The organism is Nocardia sp. NPDC002869 (assembly GCF_046764065.1).
In the GTDB taxonomy this organism is placed as follows: Bacteria; Actinomycetota; Actinomycetes; order Mycobacteriales; family Mycobacteriaceae; genus Nocardia; species Nocardia rhamnosiphila.
The window spans coordinates 1-21,415 of sequence record NZ_JBKOOL010000071.1 but is presented as its reverse complement, the minus strand read 5'-3'; the positions used below and the strand labels follow the sequence as shown (position 1 = coordinate 21,415).

General features: G+C 68.6%; 25 protein-coding genes and 1 other RNA gene. 18 read left to right on the top strand and 8 right to left on the bottom strand.

The window, feature by feature from the left end; genetic code table 11:
- Positions 1 to 343 precede the first annotated feature (343 nt).
- Complete coding sequence (locus ACLML9_RS15300; protein ID WP_411946150.1) at positions 344 to 517, top strand: TetR family transcriptional regulator; 174 nt, start codon at positions 344 to 346, stop codon at positions 515 to 517.
- Between the two features lie 145 nt (positions 518 to 662).
- On the top strand, positions 663 to 1,991 hold the full coding sequence (locus ACLML9_RS15295) for a D-arabinono-1,4-lactone oxidase (protein ID WP_411946149.1): 1,329 nt from the start codon (positions 663 to 665) through the stop codon (positions 1,989 to 1,991).
- Here the strand turns inward: ACLML9_RS15295 and ACLML9_RS15290 are convergent.
- Entirely contained in the window at positions 1,956 to 2,699 is a 744-nt protein-coding gene (locus ACLML9_RS15290) for an SIR2 family NAD-dependent protein deacylase (RefSeq protein WP_411946148.1), read from the bottom strand. The two genes, ACLML9_RS15295 and ACLML9_RS15290, sit on opposite strands and share 36 nt — an antisense overlap.
- A gap of 498 nt (positions 2,700 to 3,197) precedes the next feature.
- Here ACLML9_RS15290 and ACLML9_RS15285 point away from each other — a divergent pair, with 498 nt between their 5' ends.
- The 4 genes from ACLML9_RS15285 (at position 3,198) to ssrA (ending at position 4,662) form a co-directional block, all read left to right on the top strand.
- A complete protein-coding gene (locus tag ACLML9_RS15285; protein ID WP_411946147.1) occupies positions 3,198 to 3,386 on the top strand; it encodes a hypothetical protein in 189 nt (62 codons plus the stop codon).
- 64 nt (positions 3,387 to 3,450) lie between these two features.
- Positions 3,451 to 3,684, top strand: coding sequence for a hypothetical protein (locus ACLML9_RS15280; RefSeq protein WP_265804099.1), 234 nt, complete (start codon positions 3,451 to 3,453; stop codon positions 3,682 to 3,684).
- A gap of 49 nt (positions 3,685 to 3,733) precedes the next feature.
- The gene (gene smpB / locus ACLML9_RS15275; RefSeq protein WP_411946146.1) at positions 3,734 to 4,207 is read left to right on the top strand and encodes an SsrA-binding protein SmpB; all 474 of its coding nucleotides are present in this window, start codon (positions 3,734 to 3,736) and stop codon (positions 4,205 to 4,207) included.
- An 86-nt stretch (positions 4,208 to 4,293) separates the two neighbouring features.
- Positions 4,294 to 4,662: a transfer-messenger RNA gene (ssrA, locus tag ACLML9_RS15270) on the top strand.
- A gap of 70 nt (positions 4,663 to 4,732) precedes the next feature.
- Here ssrA and ACLML9_RS15265 read toward each other — a convergent pair.
- Positions 4,733 to 5,248, bottom strand: a complete 516-nt coding sequence (locus ACLML9_RS15265) for an MFS transporter (protein ID WP_411946145.1) — start codon at positions 5,246 to 5,248, stop codon at positions 4,733 to 4,735.
- A 151-nt stretch (positions 5,249 to 5,399) separates the two neighbouring features.
- On the opposite strand from ACLML9_RS15265, the gene ACLML9_RS15260 reads away from it, so the two are divergent.
- The 4 genes from ACLML9_RS15260 to ACLML9_RS15245 all read left to right on the top strand — a co-directional run bounded on the left by ACLML9_RS15260 (position 5,400) and on the right by ACLML9_RS15245 (position 8,803).
- Positions 5,400 to 5,630: a hypothetical protein gene (locus tag ACLML9_RS15260; protein WP_411946144.1), complete on the top strand. Its 231-nt coding sequence runs from the start codon at positions 5,400 to 5,402 to the stop codon at positions 5,628 to 5,630.
- A gap of 129 nt (positions 5,631 to 5,759) precedes the next feature.
- Positions 5,760 to 6,662 (top strand): metal-dependent hydrolase, encoded by a 903-nt coding sequence (locus tag ACLML9_RS15255; protein ID WP_411946143.1) that lies wholly within the window; start codon positions 5,760 to 5,762, stop codon positions 6,660 to 6,662.
- Positions 6,659 to 7,777: a PDR/VanB family oxidoreductase gene (locus ACLML9_RS15250; RefSeq protein WP_411946142.1), complete on the top strand. Its 1,119-nt coding sequence runs from the start codon at positions 6,659 to 6,661 to the stop codon at positions 7,775 to 7,777. The genes ACLML9_RS15255 and ACLML9_RS15250 overlap by 4 nt, the downstream gene beginning before the upstream one ends.
- Before the next feature lie 27 nt (positions 7,778 to 7,804).
- Positions 7,805 to 8,803, top strand: coding sequence for an alpha/beta fold hydrolase (locus ACLML9_RS15245; RefSeq protein WP_411946141.1), 999 nt, complete (start codon positions 7,805 to 7,807; stop codon positions 8,801 to 8,803).
- A gap of 15 nt (positions 8,804 to 8,818) precedes the next feature.
- Here ACLML9_RS15245 and ACLML9_RS15240 read toward each other — a convergent pair whose 3' ends face one another.
- The 3 genes from ACLML9_RS15240 to recQ all read right to left on the bottom strand — a co-directional run bounded on the left by ACLML9_RS15240 (position 8,819) and on the right by recQ (position 12,887).
- A complete protein-coding gene (locus tag ACLML9_RS15240; RefSeq protein ID WP_411946140.1) occupies positions 8,819 to 9,808 on the bottom strand; it encodes a helix-turn-helix transcriptional regulator in 990 nt (329 codons plus the stop codon).
- Positions 9,809 to 9,921: 113 nt separating this feature from the next.
- The gene (locus ACLML9_RS15235; RefSeq protein WP_411946139.1) at positions 9,922 to 10,500 is read right to left on the bottom strand and encodes a hypothetical protein; all 579 of its coding nucleotides are present in this window, start codon (positions 10,498 to 10,500) and stop codon (positions 9,922 to 9,924) included.
- A gap of 518 nt (positions 10,501 to 11,018) precedes the next feature.
- Positions 11,019 to 12,887, bottom strand: coding sequence for a DNA helicase RecQ (gene recQ, locus ACLML9_RS15230; protein ID WP_411946138.1), 1,869 nt, complete (start codon positions 12,885 to 12,887; stop codon positions 11,019 to 11,021).
- Between the two features lie 175 nt (positions 12,888 to 13,062).
- Here recQ and ACLML9_RS15225 point away from each other — a divergent pair, with 175 nt between their 5' ends.
- Positions 13,063 to 14,034, top strand: coding sequence for an SMP-30/gluconolactonase/LRE family protein (locus ACLML9_RS15225; RefSeq protein WP_411946137.1), 972 nt, complete (start codon positions 13,063 to 13,065; stop codon positions 14,032 to 14,034).
- A gap of 131 nt (positions 14,035 to 14,165) precedes the next feature.
- The gene (locus ACLML9_RS15220) at positions 14,166 to 14,723 is read left to right on the top strand and encodes a DinB family protein (protein ID WP_411946136.1); all 558 of its coding nucleotides are present in this window, start codon (positions 14,166 to 14,168) and stop codon (positions 14,721 to 14,723) included.
- 5 nt (positions 14,724 to 14,728) lie between these two features.
- On the opposite strand, the gene sigJ is transcribed toward ACLML9_RS15220, so the two are convergent.
- The 3 genes from sigJ to ACLML9_RS15205 all read right to left on the bottom strand — a co-directional run bounded on the left by sigJ (position 14,729) and on the right by ACLML9_RS15205 (position 17,105).
- Positions 14,729 to 15,670 carry an RNA polymerase sigma factor SigJ gene (gene sigJ / locus ACLML9_RS15215; protein ID WP_411946135.1) on the bottom strand — a complete coding sequence of 314 codons (942 nt, stop codon included), beginning with the start codon at positions 15,668 to 15,670 and terminating at the stop codon, positions 14,729 to 14,731.
- A gap of 109 nt (positions 15,671 to 15,779) precedes the next feature.
- The gene (gene hisN, locus ACLML9_RS15210; protein ID WP_411946134.1) at positions 15,780 to 16,565 is read right to left on the bottom strand and encodes a histidinol-phosphatase; all 786 of its coding nucleotides are present in this window, start codon (positions 16,563 to 16,565) and stop codon (positions 15,780 to 15,782) included.
- Between the two features lie 72 nt (positions 16,566 to 16,637).
- Positions 16,638 to 17,105: an NADPH-dependent FMN reductase gene (locus ACLML9_RS15205; RefSeq protein ID WP_411946133.1), complete on the bottom strand. Its 468-nt coding sequence runs from the start codon at positions 17,103 to 17,105 to the stop codon at positions 16,638 to 16,640.
- Between ACLML9_RS15205 and ACLML9_RS15200 the strand changes: the two genes are divergently transcribed.
- The 6 genes from ACLML9_RS15200 to ftsX all read left to right on the top strand — a co-directional run bounded on the left by ACLML9_RS15200 (position 16,988) and on the right by ftsX (position 21,342).
- Entirely contained in the window at positions 16,988 to 17,407 is a 420-nt protein-coding gene (locus ACLML9_RS15200; RefSeq protein ID WP_411946157.1) for a hypothetical protein, read from the top strand. The two genes, ACLML9_RS15205 and ACLML9_RS15200, sit on opposite strands and share 118 nt — an antisense overlap.
- Before the next feature lie 75 nt (positions 17,408 to 17,482).
- On the top strand, positions 17,483 to 18,604 hold the full coding sequence (prfB, locus tag ACLML9_RS15195) for a peptide chain release factor 2 (RefSeq protein ID WP_411946132.1): 1,122 nt from the start codon (positions 17,483 to 17,485) through the stop codon (positions 18,602 to 18,604).
- A 91-nt stretch (positions 18,605 to 18,695) separates the two neighbouring features.
- Positions 18,696 to 19,541 carry a mechanosensitive ion channel family protein gene (locus ACLML9_RS15190; protein WP_411946156.1) on the top strand — a complete coding sequence of 282 codons (846 nt, stop codon included), beginning with the start codon at positions 18,696 to 18,698 and terminating at the stop codon, positions 19,539 to 19,541.
- The gene (locus ACLML9_RS15185; RefSeq protein WP_265804082.1) at positions 19,528 to 19,692 is read left to right on the top strand and encodes a hypothetical protein; all 165 of its coding nucleotides are present in this window, start codon (positions 19,528 to 19,530) and stop codon (positions 19,690 to 19,692) included. The genes ACLML9_RS15190 and ACLML9_RS15185 overlap by 14 nt, the downstream gene beginning before the upstream one ends.
- A 55-nt stretch (positions 19,693 to 19,747) precedes the next feature.
- On the top strand, positions 19,748 to 20,437 hold the full coding sequence (gene ftsE, locus ACLML9_RS15180; protein WP_030523456.1) for a cell division ATP-binding protein FtsE: 690 nt from the start codon (positions 19,748 to 19,750) through the stop codon (positions 20,435 to 20,437).
- Positions 20,437 to 21,342, top strand: a complete 906-nt coding sequence (gene ftsX, locus ACLML9_RS15175; RefSeq protein ID WP_411946131.1) for a permease-like cell division protein FtsX — start codon at positions 20,437 to 20,439, stop codon at positions 21,340 to 21,342. Before ftsE ends, ftsX begins: the two co-directional genes overlap by 1 nt.
- Positions 21,343 to 21,415 lie beyond the last annotated feature (73 nt).

Below are 21,415 nucleotides of genomic sequence, written 5' to 3'. Positions count from 1 at the left end.
CGCGGGCGGCCGGACCGGGCCGCGACGACAGCAGGATCGGCACACCACTACTCGGTGGAGACCCCACACCGGCGGCTACCGGTCCGAGCAGTGTACGAACCCGGCCGGGATGGCCGGAAAGGGTGGTGAACTCCGCCGCTCGCGCGGCACCGCAGACCGGACGGCGGATCCGAGGGATCCTCGATGCCGGTGACCAGCAACTACTGTCCTATCGGGAGGAGGGGGCCGGCCGCGGTGGAACCGCCGGATACGCTGCCCCGCAATTGGTCCCGAGCGTACCGGGATCGATTCGGCCGGATCGAAACAGATTCCGGTCGATTCGTAGCTTGCTACCATCCCGGAGGTGAATCTCACCACCACTACGCCCGGGACGCGTCGGCTCCGGGTCGATGCGGCGCGTAATCAGCAGCGGATCGTCGAGGCCGCACGCGAGCTGTTCGCCGCTCGTGGACTGGGTATCACGCTCGACGAGGTGGCCGAACGCGCCGGGGTCGGGGTGGGCCACCGCAGCCGCTGACGGTGAACGCACTCGGCCTGGCCGAGGTCGAGCAGGCCGAGTCCGCGAAACCGGGCCCGAGGCCGATTCGCCGCCCCTGACCCCCGCGTATCGATTTCTTCGCGCTTTTCCCCATCGGCCGCACTCTTCCCTTAGAGTTGGACGCGTGACCAAGTTATGGGTGAACTGGGCCGGTGATCAGCAGTGCGTACCGGCCCGCCTGTGCGCGCCGCGCGATCAGGCGGAACTGTCCGCCGAACTCGCCCGCGCCGCCGAGGCCGGGCACCGGGTCCGCGTCGCGGGCTCGGGTCACTCGTTCACCGACACCTGCCTCACCGACGGCGTGCTACTCGACCTGTCCCGGATGAACCGCGTCCTCGAGGCGGACCCGGCGACCGGGCTGGCCCGGGTGCAGGCGGGGACGACCCTGGCGGCACTCAACGCCCGGCTCGACCAGTACGGCCTGGCGTTTCCCAACCTGGGCGATATCGACGTCCAGACCATCGCGGGCGCCACCGCTACCGGCACCCACGGCACCGGCGGCCGGCTGCCCAATATCTCCGCCGCCCTGCACGCGGTGGAGCTGATGACGGCCGACGGCCATATCGTCGAACTGACCGAGGAGTCCGACTCGCAGGCCTGGCGCGCCGCCCGGATCGGACTGGGCGCCCTGGGCGTGGTGACCGCGTTCACCCTGAAACTCGTCCCCTCGTTCGTCCTCGAAGGCGTCGAACGTCCGGTCCCGGTCGACGAAGTACTGGCCGATCTGGACTCCTATATCGACGGCAACGACCATTTCGAGTTCTACATGTTCGCGCACAGCCCGATCGCCATGACCAAGCGCAACAACCGCGTCGATCTCCCCGCCGCGCCGCGACCCGCACCGGTGGACTGGTTCGCCGATATCCTGCTGTCCAATCACGCCTTCGACGCACTGTGCCGACTCGCCCGCCGCCGGCCCGGACTCATTCCCTGGATCCAGCGCGGGGCCGCCTACGCGGGCAGCTACCGCCGCCAGGTCGATCGGTCCTACCGGGTCTTCACCAGCCCCCGGCTGTTCCGCTTCACCGAAATGGAATACGCGATCCCCCGCGAGTATTCGGTCGCGGCGATCCAGGAGATCAAGGAGACCGCGCGGCGTTTCGACAGCCCGATGCCGATCGAGGTGCGCTGGGTGGCGGGTGACGACGCGTTCCTCTCACCCGCGGGTGGGCGCGCCACCTGCTATATCGCGGTGCACCAGTACCAGGGCATGGACCACGAGCCGTTCTTCCGCGCGTGCGAGGCGATCTTCGATCGCTACGACGGCCGCCCGCACTGGGGCAAACGCCACTATCAGACAGCGGAGACACTGCGCGGCCGCTATCCCGACTGGGACCGGTTCGCGGCGGTGCGCCGGCGCTACGACCCCGACGGCCGGTTCGCCAACGCCTATCTGGACCGCGTCCTCGGCCCGGTGTCAGCGACCGAGGATGCGGTCGACCAGCTCGGGTAGCGCGGTGCCGATCGGTTCGCGCACGACCTCGGTCGCGAGCGAATCGTAGGGCGTCGGTTCGGCATTGACGATGATGAGATCGGCGCCGGCCGATACCGCGCGCCCGCACAGCGAGGCCGCCGGCTCCACCTGCAACGAGGTACCGACCGCCAGGAAGATCTCGGCCGTCTCGGCGGCCAGCGTCGCTTTGATCAGCGTGCGGTGATCGAGGGCCTGGCCGAACATGATGACATCGGCCTTGAGGACTCCCCCGCATGTCGGGCAGGGCGGATCCGCTTCCCCGGCGGCCACCCGCTCCAGCGTGGCGGCCATGGTGGCGGTGTAGTCGCACTGCACACAGACGACGTCGAACATATTGCCGTGGATCTCCACCACCCGCTGCGGGGCGGATCCGGCACGCTGATGCAGCCTGTCGATGTTCTGGGTGACGATGGTGAGCGCCCGGCCCGCTCGTTCGAGATCCACCAGGGCACGGTGGGCGCCGTTCGGTTCGGCCGCCCACGCGGGATTGTCCCGGCGGGCGAGCCAGGATTTCTCGCGCAGCGCCGGATCGGCCAGGTAGTGGTCGTAGGTCGACAGCAGTTCGGCGATGGGGTCTTCGGTCCAGACTCCACGCGGCCCGCGGAAGTCGGGGATACCGCTGTCGGTGGAGATTCCGGCGCCGGTCAGTGCGACGATACGGCCGGTGCGTGCGTACCAGTCGGTCACCGCCCCGCCTCCGGCCCGCCGCGCGCCGCGCGGGGCAGCGTCACCCGAGGGGTTGGATTACACATGCCACGAGCTTAGGAGGCCGGCACCGCACACGGCACGCGACGCCTTCGAACAGACTACAGCTAATCTTCAGCAAACAGTTTGCTGCATTCCCATTCGGCTTCCGGACCCCGAGAGATCTTCCGGTCGCGATAACCGTCCATAAACCGACCCCAGATCTTTTAACAGGCATTTTTACCGAAAGATCACGAGCTCATCGCACGATTGCCCGATTTCACCGGCGTCGCCGTGATGGCCACCTCTCGATTTGCTGAGCGGTATCCAGCAGGAGATTTCTCCGTTACTGTTAACACATCCACACGCCACCGAAACGGAGGTTCTGCCATGGCTCACCACCGCATTCCCCGGACGGCAGACCAGCGGGTCGGATACCATATCTCGAACGATTACGGCAGTCACGGTTTGGTAACCCACGCCGCCGGGTATACGGAAGATATGACAGCACTGCGTAACCGACCCACCCGGATCGCCGGCATGGAATGGGGCACCGCACTGCTGGCCCTCGCCACCTGCCTCATTTTCAGCGCCGGCATCGCCGCGATCACCCAATCCTTCGCGACCGCACTGGTCGCCACCGCCAGCATTCTCCTCGGCCTCGGCATCACGCTGCGGATACTCCGATAAGCCCGGCAACCCGAATTCGCGCGCCCCGCCCGCGAATATCCGCCCGCACGGCTAGTCTGCGAGCATGGTATCCGGGGACGGGTCCGACGACACCATCGGCGGAGACGGGGGCGGCTCCCCCGGCGAACCGGCGGACGGTCCACCGCGGGGCCGGAGCGCGGACCCGGCGGTGGAGAGCAGCTGGCTCGATCGCCGATTCCGGCCGCATCCCGCCGGCAGGCCCCGGATCTCCACCGTCCTGCTGGTCCTCGCCTTCGCCGGCGTGCTGGTCCTGTATCTGATCCTGCAACCCGGCTGACCGGCGACCAGGAATAATCCGGTTGCCGCGGCCGCTTAAGGTTGTCGTTATGAAGGAGAACGGGCGCAAGGTCATCGCGACCAACCGCCGGGCACGGCACAACTACACGATCCTGGACATCTACGAGGCCGGGATCGCGCTGGTCGGTACCGAGGTCAAGAGTCTGCGTGAGAGCAAGGCCTCACTGGTGGACGCCTTCGCGACCGTGGACAACGGCGAAGTGTGGCTGCGGGGTCTGCACATCCCCGAGTTCAGCCACGGCACCTGGACCAACCACGCACCGCGCCGGGTCCGGAAACTGCTGCTGCACAAACGGGAGATCGAACGCCTGGTCGGCAAATCACGCGAGGGCAATCAAACCCTCGTTCCGCTGTCGATGTACTTCTCCGACGGCAAGGTGAAGGTGGAGCTCGCCCTCGCCAGCGGTAAGCAGGACTATGACAAACGGCAGGATCTGGCCCGGCGGACCGCCGAACGCGAGGTCACCCGCGAGCTCGGCCGCCGCATCAAGGGCATGCGCTGAGCAGTCCCGGCGGCGCCGAGAAAAGGGAATGAACCACGGTGAGTCAGGTGTTAATATGACTAGCCCGGCACGGTGCCGGGACGTACGGGGCTGAACGGTTTCGACTGCGTACGTCGATTCAAGGGAAGCGTGTCGGTGCAGGCAAGAGACCACCGTAAGCGTCGTTGCAACCAATTAAGCGCCGATTCCAATCAGCGCGAGTACGCTCTCGCTGCCTAAGCGATAGCGTCTCTGTCGGCCCGAGGTTCGCCCTCGGCTTCGGTGCCGGCATCAGCTAGAGGGCTCACCGCGCGACTCGGTCGCGGAGTAGTGCGGGACATCGAACAGCGACTGGGATCGTCATCCCGGCTTGTTCGCGAGACCGGGAGATCCGAGTAGAGGCACAGCGAACTGCACACGGAGAAGCCTTGATGAAGCGGCGGAGGACCCGGGTTCGATTCCCGGCAGCTCCACGGAAGGCCCGCAGGTCACCGACCTGCGGGCCTTTTCTTTCGGCGGACCGTTTCCCGGCTACCAGTGACTCGCTCACCCGGAGAGCCGCGGCGCCCGTCCTCCGGTAGCTGCCTCACCCACCAGGAAGCGGGCGGTCGCGGCGTCGGCAGGCAGATAGGTTTCGACGGCGATCTCGGCGAGCGTGATATCGAAGGCGGCGCCGAAGGTGGTGACGGCATTGATGAAACACAGGCGGGTATCGCGATACTCGAGATGGATCGGCAGGGCGATCTCGGCCGGATCCGGCTGCGGATCGCCGGGCGGGGGCCCATAATCGGTCACCGCGGCCACGCCCGCGGACACCATGGCGCCGCTGGCGATACCGGTCAGGGTGCGGGCCACGAACAGGGCGAGGGTGCTCGGCGCGGCGGCGAAGAGCGGCCCGGCGGCGATCGCCAGTACGAGGGCGGGCGCCAGCACCGCTTTCCGGCCCAGCCGGTCCGAGGTGACTCCGGCGACGAGGAGGGCGAGGGCCATACCGGCCATGTAGCAGCAGAACACCGCGGTGAGAGTGCTCTTGCCGAAACCGAATTCGTCCTGCCAGAGCACATACAGCGGGGTGGCCGCATTCGCGAGCCGAAGACCGCGGCGATCGGCCAGGCGGCCGACCAGATACGCAGGTGGGTGCGGCGCTCCCCCGTCGGGCGGGCAACGAGGGCGGCGGTTACGGCCATGGTGCGCTCCTGACTTACTCGCCATCGTGCGCGCGTACTACCTCGATTCGGGTGGTGTACCGCAGTCCTGCGGCTGGTTTCGGATCGATCGGCCGAAATCGACGCGTACCCACCACTGGCGGGTACTCCGGGAGGCCGGGTTGATCCGGCAGTGGCAACACGGCCTGGAACGCCGCAATGTGGTGCGCGCCGAGGATCTCGACGCGCGGTTCCCGGGCCTGCTGAACCTGGTCGCGGACTGGGAGCCGCCGGACTGACGGGCAAGCGTTCCTGTTACCCATCTTTTCTGTAACTCATCGTCGCACTAATGTGTATCATCACAGGTGCCGGTGAACCGCCCGCCGCGACGCGTCGCCGCTGGTACCGGTGACGATCGAGGAGGATCGATGAGGCTGTTCGGCAAGGCCGCCCCCACCCGGGCGACCGATCCGGGAGACGTCGCGTTGCACGCACGCGATGTGCGCTTCGACTGGGCCGAGATCCCGCTGCACTGGATGGCCGCCGAACCCATCGCCTCCCATGTGATGAACTCGCTCAACCTCCTGCTGCCCGAAGGCGAACGCAGCTTCCTGACCACTTTCGGCGAGGCCCTCCCGTTCGTGCGGGACGAGAAACTGCGCGAGGACATGCTCGGCTTCATCGGCCAGGAGTCGATGCACGCCGAAACCCACGCCGGCTCCCACGACCTGCTGCTCACCGCCAACGGTATCGATCCGCGGCCGTTCCTGCGGCAGGCGGAATACCTGTTCCGCAAGACCGTCGGCCCCCGGCAGAGCACCGGGACGCGGGCCGGGCGGCAGCAACTGGTCGACCGGCTCGGGGTCATCGCCTCGCTGGAACACTTCTTCGCGTTCCTCGGCGACTGGGTGCTCAACAGCGATCTCGAACAGTTCGGCGCCGACCCGCGCATGCTCGATCTGTACCGCTGGCACGGCGCCGAAGAAGTGGAACACCGCAATGTGGCCCACGATGTCGCCGAATACTTCGGTGTGGGCTATTTCCGGCGCGGCGCACTGATGCTGCTGGTCTTCCCGTCGTTCCTAATACTGCTGGTGCGCGGCACGAAATACCTGGTGCACCGGGACCCGTCCCTGCCCGATCCGGGCTATCCGCGGCTGCTGCTGTGGATCTTCGGCGCGATGCGGCGCGGTGCGCTACCCGGGGTCCCCGCCCTGCTGATCAGCGCGCTGTCGACGTTCCGGCCGGGGTACAACCCGGAATCGGTCGGATCCACCGCGCAGGCGATCGCCTATCTGGCGCAGTCCCCGGCCGCCCGGGCGGCCTCGTGACCATCGCCGACCCACCTCCGGGGGCGTCGCTTCCGCTGCCGGCCGATCTCTACGGCAGACCGCGGCGCGACCGGACCCTGCGTCTGCTCGACGCCGTGGTGGACGCCCGCATGCGCTGGACCGCCCTCACCAATCGGCGCGAGCCGAGCGCGCGCGCGGACGACGGGCGGATCGGTGTCCGCGTCGTCGAGCGGCGGATCCGCGCGCACGACAACGACGTGGTGAGTCTGCGGCTGGCCGCGGCCGACGGCCGGGACCTGCCGAGCTGGCGGCCGGGCGCACATCTGGACGTGGAGCTGCCCTCCGGGCGGCTGCGCCAGTACTCGCTGTGCGGGGACCCGGCCGATGCCCGCACCTACCGCATCGCGGTCCGGCGCATCCCCGGCGGCGGCGGAGGCTCCGAGGAGGTGCACCGCGCGTTGACCGTCGGGTCCGCGTTGACGGTGCGGGGTCCGCGTAATGCGTTCCCGTTCGCGGCACCGGGCCACGGATCTCCGGCCACCCGGCTACGTTTCGTGGCCGGAGGTATCGGTATCACCCCGATCCTGCCCATGATCCGCCTGGCCGACTCCCTCGGCATCGACTGGACCGCGGTGTACACCGGACGTACCCGCGAGACCCTGCCCTTCCTCGACGAAGTCGAGCGCTTCGGCGGCCGGGTCACCGTGCGCACCGACGACCGGTCCGGGCTGCCGACCGGCGCCGAACTGGTGGACGGCGCACGCCGGGGTACCGCGGTGTACTGCTGCGGTCCGGCACCGATGGTCGGCGCGGTCACCACCGCCCTGCGCGGGATCTCCGGTGTGGAACTGCATTCCGAACGGTTCTCGGCGCCGCCGATCGTCGACGGCAGGCCGTTCGAGATCGAATTGGCCCGCAGCGGTGCGGTACTCGCCGTCCCGGCCGACCGGTCCGCCCTGGACGTACTGCTGGCGCACCGCCCCGACCAGACGTATTCGTGCCGCCAGGGTTTCTGCCGCACCTGCCGGGTACGGGTGCTGGCCGGTTCGCCCGACCACCGCGATTCCGTCCTGACCCCCGCCGAGCGTGCCGCCGGTGACCTGCTGGCGTGCGTATCACGCTGTGCGGGTGACCGTCTGGTACTCGACCTCTAGCATTCCGTGAGCACCGAGGAGTACAGCGTGACCGAATCCGGCAACGAACCCATCGCGACCCGGCGCACGGTGCGCAGCGGCGCCTTCGACCTCGCGGTCTACGAATACGGCGACCCCGCTGCCGACACCGTGGTGCTGGTACACGGCTGGCCCGATACGAGCCACCTCTGGCACGGGGTGATCCCGCTGCTGGCCGCGCGATTCCACGTGGTGGCCTACGACACCCGCGGTCACGGGGCCTCGACCCGCACCGGCCGGGTCGCCGATTTCCGGCTCGCGGAACTGGCCGCGGACTTCTTCGCGGTCGCCGACGCGGTCAGCCCCGACCGGCCGGTCCACGTCCTCGCGCACGACTGGGGGTCGGTCCAGGTCTGGGAGGCGGTCTGCGAGCCGCGGGCGGTCGGGCGCATCGCCTCGTTCACCTCGGTCTCCGGCCCCAATCTCGACCATCTGGGCAAATGGGTACGCGACCGGCTCGGCCGGCCCAGCCCGCGCAATATCTGGCAGCCGTTCACCCAGTTGCTGTCCTCCGCCTATACCGGGTTCTTCATGACGCCCGGTCTGCCGCGGCTGGCGTTCGGCCTGCTCGCCACCGAGCACCGCTGGCGCCGGGTCATCCAGCTCATGAACGACACCGCACCCTCGACGATCTTCTTCGCCCCGACATTGAAGCGGGATATGGTCGACGGTCTGCTCATCTATCGGGCGAATATCCTCGCGCACCTGCTGAACCCGCGCGAACGGACCACCGACGTACCGGTCCAGCTCATCGTCGCCGGTCGCGATATCGCGGTGCGGCCCGCCGGTTACGACGATACGGGCCGGTGGGTCTCGCGGTTGTGGCGCCGCGATGTACCGGCCGGGCACTGGATGCCGTTCTCCCATCCGGAGCTGTTGGCCACCGCCACCACGGAATTCGTGGACGCGCTGCGCACCGGTGAGGTCACCGCGGGGACCACCGCACCGCGGGCCGGCGGGCAGCCGTCCCGCCGATTGCGGGCGGTCCGGGCCACCGGCACCGACTGATCTCCGCCGGGCCGCTCACGGCGCGGCCGACGGTGTGGCGGGTCGCCGGGAGGCGCGACAGAAGCGTTCGCCCCAGACCCGGATGTGCTCGACCAGCTCCGGGGGTTCCAGAACCTGGAATTCGGCATCGAGCGAGCCCAGTGTCAGGGCGGGCCAGTCCAGCGAGTCGGTGGTCATGGCGATCCGGCAGCGGCCCGCGTCGATCGCCTCGACACTGCCCCAACGTCCGAGGCGCTGCCGGACCGACTCCGCCGGGGCTTCGACCAGCGCTTCGATCCGATACAGATGCGGCATATTGTCCACGCCGGAGCGGACGAATTCCGCGGCGTCCGCGGTGGGCAGTTCCCGGGGGCGGAAACGTGCTCCGTCGCCTGCCGGGTCGGTGAGCCGGTCGACCCGGAAACTGCGCCAATCGTGGCGGGTCAGGTCGAACGCCACCAGATACCAGCGCCGGCCCAGAGCGACCAGGCGGTGCGGTTCGACATGCCGTTCACTGCGGCGGCCGTCGGCGGCGGTGTAGGTGAAACGTAACCGCTCACTGTCACGGCAGGTCAGGGCCACCGCGGCGAGAGCCGACGGATCGAGGGCGGCAGCGGAACGGCCGCCCTCCCAGTCCGCGGGCACCGTCATGGCCCGGATCGCCTCCACCCGCTTGCGCAGCCGGGGCGGCATCACCTGCACCACCTTGGCCAACGCGCGCACCGAAGACTCCGCAACACCCTCCACCATGCCCTGCATCGCGAACTGCAGTCCGACCACAAGCGCTACGGCTTCGTCGTCGTCGACCATCAGCGGCGGCAGCGCCGCCCCCGCGGCGAGCTGGTAGCCACCGTCGACACCGCGTTGCGCTTCCACCGGATACCCCAGGTCGCGCAGCCGGTCGATATCGCGCCGCAGGGTCCGCGGCGAGACTTCCAGCCGCTGCGCCAGCTCGGTGCCGGGCCAGTATTTGTGGGTCTGCAGCAGCGACAGTAGCCGCAGCGTCCGCGTGCTCGTATTGGCCATACCGTCGATTGTTCTCGAATTGCGGTCGATTACTGGCCGCTGGTTCCGTATTTCCGTGGCGGAACCGGCCGGAGGGCACGGATCCCCCGCGATTCCGGCCGCCCGCGCCCCGGCTAATGCGTTCCGAGCGCCCGCAGTGATACGCCGGTGATGGTGTCGGCGAAGACCGAGCCGTCGGCGTGCTTACGGCCGTAGACGATGATCGGGGCGCCCTCGGCGATTGCCTCGATGGTGGTGGCGATCAGCACGTAGATCTTGGTGTGGTCGTCGGTGTGCACCACGACCTCGGAATGGCTGATCTCGCTCTTCACAGTGAGGGTGCTGCCGTCGTTGGTCAGCACCTTCCCCCAGACGAAACCGACCCCGATATCGGGGGATTTCGCAGTCGGAGCCTCGCTCTCGCGGGGTGCCATGGTCGAGGCGGCGATGGCCCCGGTCGGGGCGGCGGCCTGGTCGGTATCGGTCGTCCGCCCGAGGTAGAAGAACCCCACGGCGAGCAGCACCGCCATCCCGAGACACAGGCCGAGCAGTGCGTGACCCCCGACCGGAAGCAATTCCGGCGCTTCGGTCTCCGGTATGTCCCACTCCGGATTCGCGGGCTCAGGCGGCAGGCTCGCGTAATGGGCCCCCTGCGCGCTCGCCGCCGGGGGCACCGGTATGCGTGCCGGGTGCGCCGCCGGCGGATCGGGCACAACCCACCGCCGCCCGCCGTCGTCGACAGCGGGCTTCGCGGGCCCGTACCCCTCTGGGGCAAGCCCAGTAGGAAGATTCGTGGGCCCATATCCTTCCGGATAGGGCTCCGGTCGCCCGGGTACCGAAGGCGATCCACTCGACACGGTGGCCTGCCCGCGACCGGGCGGACACTCGGATAGATCGTCCTCGCTGTCGGGCTCGGCATCCTCGTCCCACATACCGACCCCGAGGCCCGAGTCGTACGCGGCGGATCCGAGTAGCCGAACCGATTCGAGGGACCCGGCAACCGCCCGGCGATTCCGGGGCGCGCGGTTGGTCGCGGCCCGAATAACCCTTGGATCCACGCCGCCGAACTGCTCGGCGGACAAGCCTGCGCGGTGGCGTGACCACGACCACGGAGTGTGCTTGTTGGACATACTGCCAGGTTAGGTCCTCTGTTCAGGCCCCTATCGTCACTGACGGGAGGAATCGTGGGATGAAAGCGGTTGGGTCACAGTGACTTCCGCCCGTCCATGCCTCATCCGGCCGCCAGCACCTCCAAAACCTGCTCTCCGTAACGTGCCAGCTTGTTCTCGCCGACGCCGTTCACCGTGCCCAGTTCCCACAGATCGGCAGGTTTGCGGGCGGCGATATCGCGGAGCGTGGCGTCATGGAACACCACGTACGCGGGGACACCCTGTTCTTTGGCGGTATCGGCCCGCCACTGCCGCAGTTTCTCGAACAGCGCGGTATCGGCAGTATCGAGATCGGGGGGTGCGGCCCGGCCGGATTTCGCGCTGCGCGCCGCCCGCGCGGGAGTGGGCCGTTCCGGTTCGCGGCGTAGCGCGACGGTGCGGCCGTCGAAGAGGACGGCTTCGCTGGCCTCGGTCAGGGTGAGCACCCCGTAATCCCCGTGGACCGCGAGCAGCCCCTGGGCCAGCAGCTGCCGGACAACCCCGCGCCACTGGGTATCGCGCAGATCGGTGCCGACACCGAACACACTGAGTTCGTGGTGGTCGTACTGCTGCACCTTCTGGTTCTTCTTGCCGAGCAGGATATCGATGAGATGACCCGCGCCGAAGCTCTGCCCGCGCTCCCGTTTCAGGCGCAGCACCGCCGAGAGCAGTTTCTGCGCGGCGACGGTGCCGTCCCACGATTCGGGAGGGTTCAGGCAGGTGTCGCAGTTCCCGCACGGCTGCGGCGGCTGACCGAAGTAGGCCAGCAGCTGGGCCCGGCGGCAGTCGACCGTCTCGCAGAGGGCGAGCATCGCGTCCAGGTGCAGCTGCAACCGGCGGCGGTGCGCGGCATCGCCCTCGGAGGTTTCGATGAGTTTGCGCTGTTGCACCACGTCCTGCAGGCCGTAGACCATCCAGGCCGTGGACGGCAGCCCGTCCCGCCCGGCCCGTCCGGTCTCCTGGTAGTAGCCCTCGACCGATTTGGGCAGGTCGAGGTGGGCGACGAAACGCACATCGGGTTTGTCGATACCCATACCGAAGGCGATGGTCGCCACCACCACGAGGCCTTCCTCGCGCAGGAAGCGGGCCTGATTCTCGGCGCGGGTGCGATGGTCCAGGCCAGCGTGGTACGGGACCGCCCGGATACCGTTCTCGGTGAGGAACGCAGCGGTCTTCTCGACGGAGTTGCGGGACAGGCAGTAGACGATGCCGGCATCGCCGGGGTGCTCGGCGCGCAGGAACTCGAGGAGTTGCCGATCGGGCCGGTTCTTCGGTTCGATGCGGTACTGGATGTTCGGCCGATCGAAACTGGCCACGAAGCGCCGGGCACCGCCCAGGTCGAGCCGGGTGATGATCTCGTCGCGGGTCTTCTCGGTGGCGGTCGCGGTGAGCGCGATGCGGGGCACGTCGGGCCAGCGTTCGTGCAGCATGGACAGCGCCAGATAGTCGGGCCGGAAATCGTGACCCCACTGCGAGACGCAGTGGGCCTCGTCGATCGCGAACAGCGCGATCCGGCCCCGGTCGAGCAGCTGGGCGGTCGATTCCATGCGCAGCCGCTCCGGCGCGAGATACAGCAGATCGAGTTCGCCGGCCGCGAACTGCGCTTCCACGGTACGGCGCTCGTCCGGGAACTGGGTGGAGTTCAGGAAGCCGGCCCGCACCCCGAGCGCGCTGAGCGCGTCCACCTGGTCCTGCATGAGCGCGATCAGCGGGGAAACCACCACTCCGACGCCGTCGCGGACCAGCGCGGGAATCTGATAGCACAGCGATTTGCCGCCGCCGGTGGGCATGAGCACCAGTGCGTCGCCGCCGCCGATCACCTGGTCGACGATCGCGCGCTGTTCACCCCGGAAACTGTCGTAACCGAAGACCCGGTTCAGAACCCGCTGTGCCGCATCGGATTCGGCACCGGACTCGGCAACGGGCACGGTCGGGGCTTCGGGGGCTTCCACGCGGCCCATCCTACGAGCACCGCCGGACAAGCCGAGGGGCGTCCGGCGCGGACGCCGAGGTCCCGCGCGTAGTGCACACATGTGGATGAACCGGGTCCCGTTCCGGCCGCCGACACCGTGACCACGCGCCGCGCGAATCCCGCGGTACCGCCGCCGATCACTTAGGTTGTCCGATATGGCATCCAGAATGCGATCGCGTGCCCGGTGGGCGATGGTCACCGCGATTACGGCGGCAGCGGCCTGTGTGAGCGCGGCGCCCGCGCACGCACAGGGGTTCCCGGCCATGTGCGCCGACGGCTGGCAGGCGACCACGATCGTCGAGGGGGTCGGCAATCTGGAGAACCTGGATTCCGACGGCGCCGGCGGCTTCTATGTCACCGGCATCGTCGACGGCTATCTCGCCCACGTATCGGCCGACGGGAAATTCGAGAAGCTGGTCACCGGGCTACAGCATCCGGCGGGCGTCCGCGTGGCCGGGCGCTCGGTGTACTTCTTGACCGGCGACGGGGTGACCGACCCACCGGGCACGCTACAGCGCTACGACCTCGACACCGGCGCGGTGAGCGTGCTCCGTACCGGGCTCAACGGCCCGAACGGCCTGCTGCTGCTTCCCGACGGGGACCTGCTGATCAGCACGATCGGGCTTTCGCGGGCGCCCACCGGAATCGCCCGGTACCGGCCGTCGACCGGCGAGTTCACCGAATCCTGGTCGCCGCTCCCGCTCACCAACGGCCTGGCCCTGGCTCCCGACGGGGAGTCGATCTACACGGACAATCTGACCATGCGGATCTTCCGTATTCCCCTGGGTTCGCCCGCCGACGCCCAAGTGGTCGCGGGGCCGCCGAACCTACTCACCGTTCCCGACGATATGGAGGCCACCCGCGCCGGTGACCTGTACGTCGCCGATCACGGAGTCGGCGCGATCTACCGGGTGGACCCGGCCACGGGAACCGGATGCGCGATCATCACGGGCCTGATCAGGCGGCCCGACCCGGTCCGGACCGTGCCCGATGGCACCACCTCGGTGCGGATCGCCCGCGACGGCGGGTCGTGGGCACTGTTCGTGACCGGGATGGACGGGGCGCTGCGGCGGCTGAACCCGCCACCGGGTATCGACCTCACACCCGCGGACGCCACTCGACGCTGACGCATATTGCCCGCTCAGAGACAATTTTCGCCTGAATCCGCACTCCCGGCTCAATTGAGGTCGGAAAGTGACCGCTAGGGGTCATACCGTGCTTCTCGAGCACGGAATCCACCGAACCCTGACGGAAGGCGATGACCTTGAGCGAGAACTCCACCGTCCCCCGGACCGATACCGCCGCGACGTTGTCCGGCGAACGCGCCGACCTGCTGGCCGAACTGCGGGCCGCGCGCTTCTTCCTGCGCTTCACCGCCCGCGAGCTGACCGATGAACAGGCCGCGGCCCGCCCCACCCCCAGTGCGCTGTGCGTGGGCGGCCTGATCAAGCATGTGACCGGCGTCGAACGCGGCTGGGCGGATTCCTTCGTGGCGGGCGCCGCGATCTCGAAGGATTTCGACGATATGACCGCCGCGGATTTCGCGGCCCGGGAGAACGAATTCCGCATGCTGCCCGGCGAAACGCTCGCCGGGGTGCTCGCGGCGTACGAGGAGATGGCGCGGCGGACCGACGAGATGGTGGCCACCCTGCCCGATCTCGACGCGAAGTGCCCGCTGCCCAAGGCCCCCTGGTTCCAGGAGACCCACTGGTCGGCACGCCGGGTGCTGCTGCACATCATCGCCGAGACCACGCAGCACGCGGGTCACGCGGACATCATCCGCGAGGCGATCGACGGCGCCAAGACCATGGGCTAGGCGGGTCACCACCGTACGTCGAGCGGGGAGTGGGGCCCGGCAGCCACCCACTCCCTGGTGAGATGCGCCAGCTTCGCGGGCGCGACCTGTACATGCAGCGCGGCGATCCCCGAGGGCGCCATTTCGAGGCACAGGGCGCCGTAGACCCGGCCGCCGACCTCGATCACGACCGCGGGATCGCCGTTGAGGACGGCCGCGTAGAACGTGAGGCCGGCGCCGACGAAGGCACGTTTGGCGCCGGTCGGACGGAACAGATTGCGCAGGTAATGGGCCACCGCGGCCGCCCCCACCACCGGGGTCCGACGGGCCGGAACGGCGCCGCCGCCGTCGGCCACGCTGACCACGTCACCGGTGAGCAGCCGGACCAGCGGCTCGGTATCGCCGCTGAGTGCGGCGACGAGGAATTCCTCGGCGATCCGCCGCGCGGCCGCCGCATCGACCTCGGTCCGGGACCGGCCGCCGAGATGCTGTGCGGCCCGCCGGTAGATCTGCTGACAGTTCGATTCGGTGAGATCGAGGATTTCCGCGATCTCCCGATGCGGGTATCCGAACGCCTCGCGCAGCACGTACACCGCGCGCTCGTTGGGGGTGAGCCGCTCCATCACGGTGAGCATCGCGAGCGAGACCGACTCGCGCTGCTCGGCGGTCTCGGCGGGACCGAGCATCGAGTCCCCCGCCAGGACCGGCTCCGGAAGCCACTGCCCGACATAGGTCTCCCGCCGGGCCCGCGCGGAGGTGAGCTGGTTGAGGCACAGGTTGGTGAGCACCTTCGTCAGCCAGGCCTCGGGTGTCTCGATCCGCTCCCGGTCCACCGCGTGCCACCGCAGGAACGTTTCCTGGACCGCGTCCTCGGCATCGCCGGCCGACCCCAGCAGCCGGTAGGCGATCGCCTCCAGACGGCCCCGGGCGCCCTCGAAGAGATCGGCTTCGTGCGTACTGAGCGACATCAACCCATCGTCGGCCATCGGCGCAGCTCGCGTCCACCGGCGCGGCCCGCGGGCGGAGCACGGTGCCGAGCCCGCACGGCGGTGTGCGGGCGCGAGCGGGAGCGGCGGACTAGCCGCGGAGACGGAGCAGAACCTGCTGGTGCAGCCGCCCGTTGGAGGCCACCGCGTCCCCGCCGTGCGGGCCGTCGCGACCGTCGAGGGCGGTGAAAGTACCGCCGGCCTCGCGGATCAGGATGTCCAGCGCGGCCAGATCCCACAGCGACACCTCGGGTTCGGCCGCGATATCCACCGCCCCCTCGGCGACCAGGCAGTAGCTGAAGAAGTCGCCGTAACCGCGGACCCGCCACACCTCGTCGGTGAGGTCGATGAACTGCTCGCGCAGACCACGGTCGCGCCAGCCGGACAGGCTGGAGAACGCGAGGCTGGCCGAGCCGAGATCGGAGACGGCGCTGACAGTGATCGGTTGCGGCGCGCCGGGATGGAAACTCGACCACGCGCCCTGCCCCGTCGCGGCCCACCAGCGACGGGCCAGCGCGGGCGCGCTCACCACACCGACCACCGGCACACCGTCCTCCAGCAAGGCGATGAGAGTGGCCCACACCGGGACGCCGCGCACGAAATTCTTGGTGCCGTCGATCGGATCGACGACCCATTGCCGGCCGGTGAACTCGGCCGTGCCGCCGAATTCCTCACCGAGGACCGAGTCCTCGGGGCGGCCGTGCCGCAGGATCCGCCGGATCGCCTCCTCCACGGCCAGATCGGCATCCGATACCGGAGTAAGGTCCGGTTTGGCATCGACCTTCAGGTCCAGCGCGCGGAACCGTTCCCGGGTGATCGCGTCCGCTTCGTCGGCCAGCCGCAATGCGAGTTCGAGGTCAGAGGAGTGAGCAGCCACACCCGAACACTATCGAGTCGGTCCGGATGCGGCCGCGCGCCGTGCCGTCACGCGACCGTGGCCGGCCCGCCCTCATGCCGCCACCGCGCGGGCCGCCACCAGCGCCTCCGCCCACCAGTGCAGCCGGTCCAGCATCACCTGGGCCGCGGCCGCCGGTTCCGCCGGTGCGAGCAGTTGCCCGTGCTCCCCGAACAGCAGGTAGTAGCGGAGGAAGGAGACGTACTCGCGCACGGTGTGGGCGTCGAGTTCGTTGAACACCTGGCGGAGCTGTTCGATGGCCAGCAGCCCGCCGCTGGCCCCGCTGTAGCCGACGAACGCGATGGCCTTGCGCTGCCACTGGGTGAAACGCCAGTCGATGACGGCTTTCAGCGAGGCCGGGAAGCTGCGGTTGTAGTCGGGGGTGACGATGACGAACGCGTCGGCTGCCTCGAGCCGTTCGGTCAGGTCGCGCATTCCGGCGGGACGCTGCGGGTTGGGCTCGATCGCCGGGGAAACAGCGGGCAGCGCCAGCGGGATATCGGCTTCGGCCAGGTCGATCACGTCGATCTCGAATCCGCACTGATCCGGAGATCGCGGCGCTCGCCGACCAGCTCACCATCACCGCGGGCGCGGCGTTCACCGAGCGGGTCGCCACGGTGCCCAATCTGCCCGCCGCCACCGGGGTGACCCGGATGGCGCACCCCACGGCCGGGACCTTGCGGCTGGCCTTCGAGACCCTGGACCTGTTCGCCGACGACGATCAGCAGCTGATCGTCCATCTCCCCGCCGACCCGGCGACGGCCGCCGCCCTGGACCGGCTCGCCGGCCACCGCCCCGGCAATCTGCGGGCCGTCCCGAGCTGATCCGCGACGACCGCCGGTGGCCTCCACGGGCCGCGCGGTGCACCGCGGTGGACGCTCCTAGTAGCCTTGAACACCGTGCATCCAGATGTGACCGCCGACCTCGCCGAACTCGACGCGACCCTCGAGACCGTCGAATCGGTCCTCGATCTCGAGGAGCTGCGCCGCCGTATAGACGAGCTGGAGCACCAGGCCGCCGATCCCGAGCTCTGGAACGACCAGGATCACGCACAGCGGGTCACCAGCGAGCTCTCGCACGCCCAGGGCGAACTGCGCCGGGTCGAGGAGTTACGGCAGCGGCTCGAGGATCTGCCGGTGCTCTACGAGCTGGCCGAGGGAGAAGAAGGCGACGCGCGGACCAGCGCACTGGCCGACGCCGACGCCGAGCGGGCCGCACTGCACACCGATGTGGAGGCCCTCGAGGTCCGCACCCTGCTGTCGGGCGAGTACGACAAACGTGACGCGCTGGTCAATATCCGGTCCGGCGCGGGCGGCGTGGACGCGGCCGACTGGGCCGAGATGCTGATGCGCATGTACATCCGCTGGGCCGACCGGCACAAGTACTCGGTCGAGGTCTACGACACCTCCTACGCCGAGGAAGCCGGTATCAAGAGCGCCACCTTCGCGGTGAAGACGCCGTACGCCTACGGCACCCTCTCGGTGGAGATGGGCACCCATCGCCTGGTCCGGATCAGCCCGTTCGACAACCAGGGCCGCCGCCAGACCTCCTTCGCCGAGGTCGAGGTGCTGCCGGTGGTGGAGACCACCGACCATATCGAGGTCCCGGAAACCGATATCCGGGTCGATGTCTACCGGTCCTCCGGGCCCGGCGGCCAGAGCGTCAACACCACCGACTCGGCGGTGCGGATCACCCATATCCCCACCGGAATCGTGGTGACCTGCCAGAACGAGAAATCCCAGCTGCAGAACAAGGTGTCGGCCATGCGGGTGCTGCAGGCCAAACTGCTGGAACGCAAACGGCGGGAGGAGCGCGCCCAGATGGATGCGCTCAAGACCAACGAGGGCGCGTCCTGGGGCAACCAGATGCGGTCCTATGTGCTGCATCCGTACCAGATGGTCAAGGATCTGCGCACGAACTACGAAGTCAACAACCCCTCGGCGGTACTCGACGGCGATATCGACGGCTTCATCGAATCCGGGATCCGCTGGCGGATGAGTACAGTGCTGCAGGAGAGCTAGCGGTCCCGATTCCGGGTCGCCGCAAGCCGTTCCGGTGATGCACGGGAGAGCAGGTGGTCTGATGCCTTCGGAGGGGGCCGAGGCCCTGGCGATGTCGCTGGCGGCCTCGTCGGAGGTCACCTCGTGGCTGCGGTCGTCCGGCCTGGAGATCGTGCTGCTGGTCCTCGGCGCGATGCTGTTCGCCCGCTTCGCCACCTACGTCCGCGACCGGGTGACGCAGAAGATCGATTCCGGGTTCCGCGGCGGCGACGCGCTGGTCCGCTCCGAGGAGGCCAAGCACCGGCACGCGCTGGCGCAGGTGCTCACCTGGGTGGTGCTGACCGTGGCCTACGTGCTGGTCGCCATGGAGGTCCTGGGGCGGATCGGCTTCTCGATGTCGGGCCTGGTCGCGCCGGCGGCGGTGCTGGGTGCCGCGCTCGGTTTCGGCGCGCAGCGCATCGTGCAGGACATCCTGGCCGGGTTCTTCCTCATCACCGAACGGCAGTACGGGTTCGGCGATGTGGTGCGGATCGCGGTGACCGGTATCCAGGATCCGGCCGAGGGCACGGTCGAGGATGTGACGCTGCGGGTCACCAAATTACGTAACCCGGACGGTGAGGTGATCACCGTCCCCAACGGTCAGATCGTGAAAGTCACCAATCTGTCGAAGGATTGGGCCCGCGCGGCGATCGATGTCCCGGTCTCGGCCGGTGCCGATATCATCCGGATCAACGAAGTGCTGCACGAGGTGGGCGGCCAGGCCTACCAGGACCCCCGCCTCGAACCACTGCTGCTCGACGAGCCGACGGTGATGGGTGTGGAGGACCTGACCGTGGACCAGATGAACATCCGGATGGTCGCCCGGACGCTGCCGGGTAAACAGTTCGAGGTGAGTCGCGAGCTACGGGTGCGCGTGGCCGCGGCCATGCGCCGGGAGGGCCTGAATGCGCGCCCGTAGATCGACGCTGATCCTGGCGTGCGGCTGGGTGGCGACCTTCGTGCTGTACCTGTTCGTGAAGCCGGATCAGATCGCACCCGCGAAGCCGGCGCCCGCCCCCGCCGTACCCGCCGTCCATCAGGTCCCTGTGCAGGTGATTCCCGTCCGGTAGCGGCGGCGACAGGCCCGCGGGCCGCTTCGTTATCGAATGGTTACACTGTCTCCTCGTGATCACCCTGCGCAACGTCAGCAAGTCGTATCCGACCGCTACGCGACCGGCGCTGGAAAACATCAACGTCCATATCGACAAGGGTGAGTTCGTCTTCCTCATCGGTCCGTCGGGTTCGGGTAAATCGACCTTCATGCGGTTGCTGCTCAAAGAGGAGACACCGACCGCGGGCGAGATCTCGGTCGCGGATTTCCGGGTCGACCGGCTGCCGGGGCGGAGGGTGCCGCGATTGCGGCAGCGAATCGGGTGTGTTTTCCAGGATTTCCGGCTGCTGCAGCAGCGCACCGTCGCCCAGAACGTGGCGTTCGCTCTGGAGGTGATCGGAAAACGCCGGCAGTTCATCGACCGGACCGTGCCCGAAGTGCTCGAACTGGTCGGGCTGGGTAACAAGGCCGACCGGCTGCCCACCGAACTGTCCGGCGGCGAACAGCAGCGGGTCGCGATCGCCCGGGCCTTCGTCAACCGGCCGCTGGTCCTGCTGGCCGACGAACCCACCGGCAACCTCGACCCCGAGACGAGTTACGAGATCATGCTGCTACTCGAGCACATCAACCGGATGGGCACCACCGTGCTCATGGCCACCCACGATCCGCTGATCGTGGACGGTATGCGCCGGCGTGTGGTGGAACTCTACGACGGCCATCTGGTCCGCGATCAGGCCGACGGTGGTTACGAGGTGCGCCGGTAATGCGGGCGGGATTCCTGTTCGGCGAGGTCTCCGAGGGGCTGCGCCGCAATGTGACCATGACCATCGCGATGATCCTGACCACCGCGGTCTCGCTGACCATGCTGGGCGGCGGTCTGCTGGCGGTGCGGATCGCCGACAAGACCGAGCAGTACTTCCTGGACCGGCTCGAGGTGCGGCTGTATCTCACCGAGGGCGTCTCCGCCACCGACCCGGACTGTGTGAACGATCCGTGCCGGAGGCTCATGGCCGATCTCGAGTCCGTCGACGGCGTGGAGAACGTGCAGTACCTCAACCGGGACGCGGCGGTCCGGGAGGCGAAGGAGAAAACCTTCAAGGATCAGCCGGAACTGGCCGAGTACGTGAGCGAGACGCCGCTGCCGGCCTCACTGCGGGTGAAGATGACCGACGCGTCGCTGTACCCGACGATCTACGAGCAGTTCTACGAGCGGCCCGGCGTCGGCATGGTCCGCAACGACAAGGACATCGTGGACCGGCTGGTCAGCCTGTTCGACGGACTCCGCAACGCCGCCTTCGGTATGGCGCTGCTGCAGGCGGTGGCGGCACTACTGCTGATCGCGAACATGGTGCAGATCGCGGCCTTCACCCGGCGTACGGAGGTGAGCATCATGCGCCTGGTGGGCGCCACCCGCTGGTACACCCAGCTGCCGTTCCTCCTGGAAGCGGTGGCCGCCGCGCTGGCGGGCGGTCTGCTGGCCACGGTGGGCCTGTTCGTGGCCCGGCCACTGGTGATCGACCGGGCCCTGGGCGATCTGTTCGCCAGCAATGTATTCCCGCAGATCACCTTCGACGACATCTTCACCACCGCGCTCATGGTGATGCCGGTCGGCGTACTGTTCGCCGGTCTCACCGCCTACGCGACCCTGCGCTGGTACGTGCGGGAATAGACGGCCGGAGTCCGCGGTCCGGGTGACGACAACTCCCATCCGCGGTAACTCCGGTAACCGAGATCGCCCGCCC

What these genes read in the sequence shown, in the direction of transcription:
- ACLML9_RS15285 (WP_411946147.1), top strand. Translation starts at nt 3,198, where the DNA reads ATGACAGCACTGCGTAACCGACCCACCCGGATCGCCGGCATGGAATGG.
- ACLML9_RS15280 (WP_265804099.1), top strand. Translation starts at nt 3,451, where the DNA reads ATGGTATCCGGGGACGGGTCCGACGACACCATCGGCGGAGACGGGGGC.
- smpB (WP_411946146.1), top strand. Translation starts at nt 3,734, where the DNA reads ATGAAGGAGAACGGGCGCAAGGTCATCGCGACCAACCGCCGGGCACGG.
- ACLML9_RS15255 (WP_411946143.1), top strand. Translation starts at nt 5,760, where the DNA reads ATGAGGCTGTTCGGCAAGGCCGCCCCCACCCGGGCGACCGATCCGGGA.
- ACLML9_RS15240 (WP_411946140.1), bottom strand. Translation starts at nt 9,808, where the DNA reads ATGGCCAATACGAGCACGCGGACGCTGCGGCTACTGTCGCTGCTGCAG.
- ACLML9_RS15225 (WP_411946137.1), top strand. Translation starts at nt 13,063, where the DNA reads ATGGCATCCAGAATGCGATCGCGTGCCCGGTGGGCGATGGTCACCGCG.
- ACLML9_RS15220 (WP_411946136.1), top strand. Translation starts at nt 14,166, where the DNA reads ATGACCTTGAGCGAGAACTCCACCGTCCCCCGGACCGATACCGCCGCG.
- sigJ (WP_411946135.1), bottom strand. Translation starts at nt 15,670, where the DNA reads ATGTCGCTCAGTACGCACGAAGCCGATCTCTTCGAGGGCGCCCGGGGC.
- ACLML9_RS15190 (WP_411946156.1), top strand. Translation starts at nt 18,696, where the DNA reads ATGTCGCTGGCGGCCTCGTCGGAGGTCACCTCGTGGCTGCGGTCGTCC.
- ACLML9_RS15185 (WP_265804082.1), top strand. Translation starts at nt 19,528, where the DNA reads ATGCGCGCCCGTAGATCGACGCTGATCCTGGCGTGCGGCTGGGTGGCG.
- ftsX (WP_411946131.1), top strand. Translation starts at nt 20,437, where the DNA reads ATGCGGGCGGGATTCCTGTTCGGCGAGGTCTCCGAGGGGCTGCGCCGC.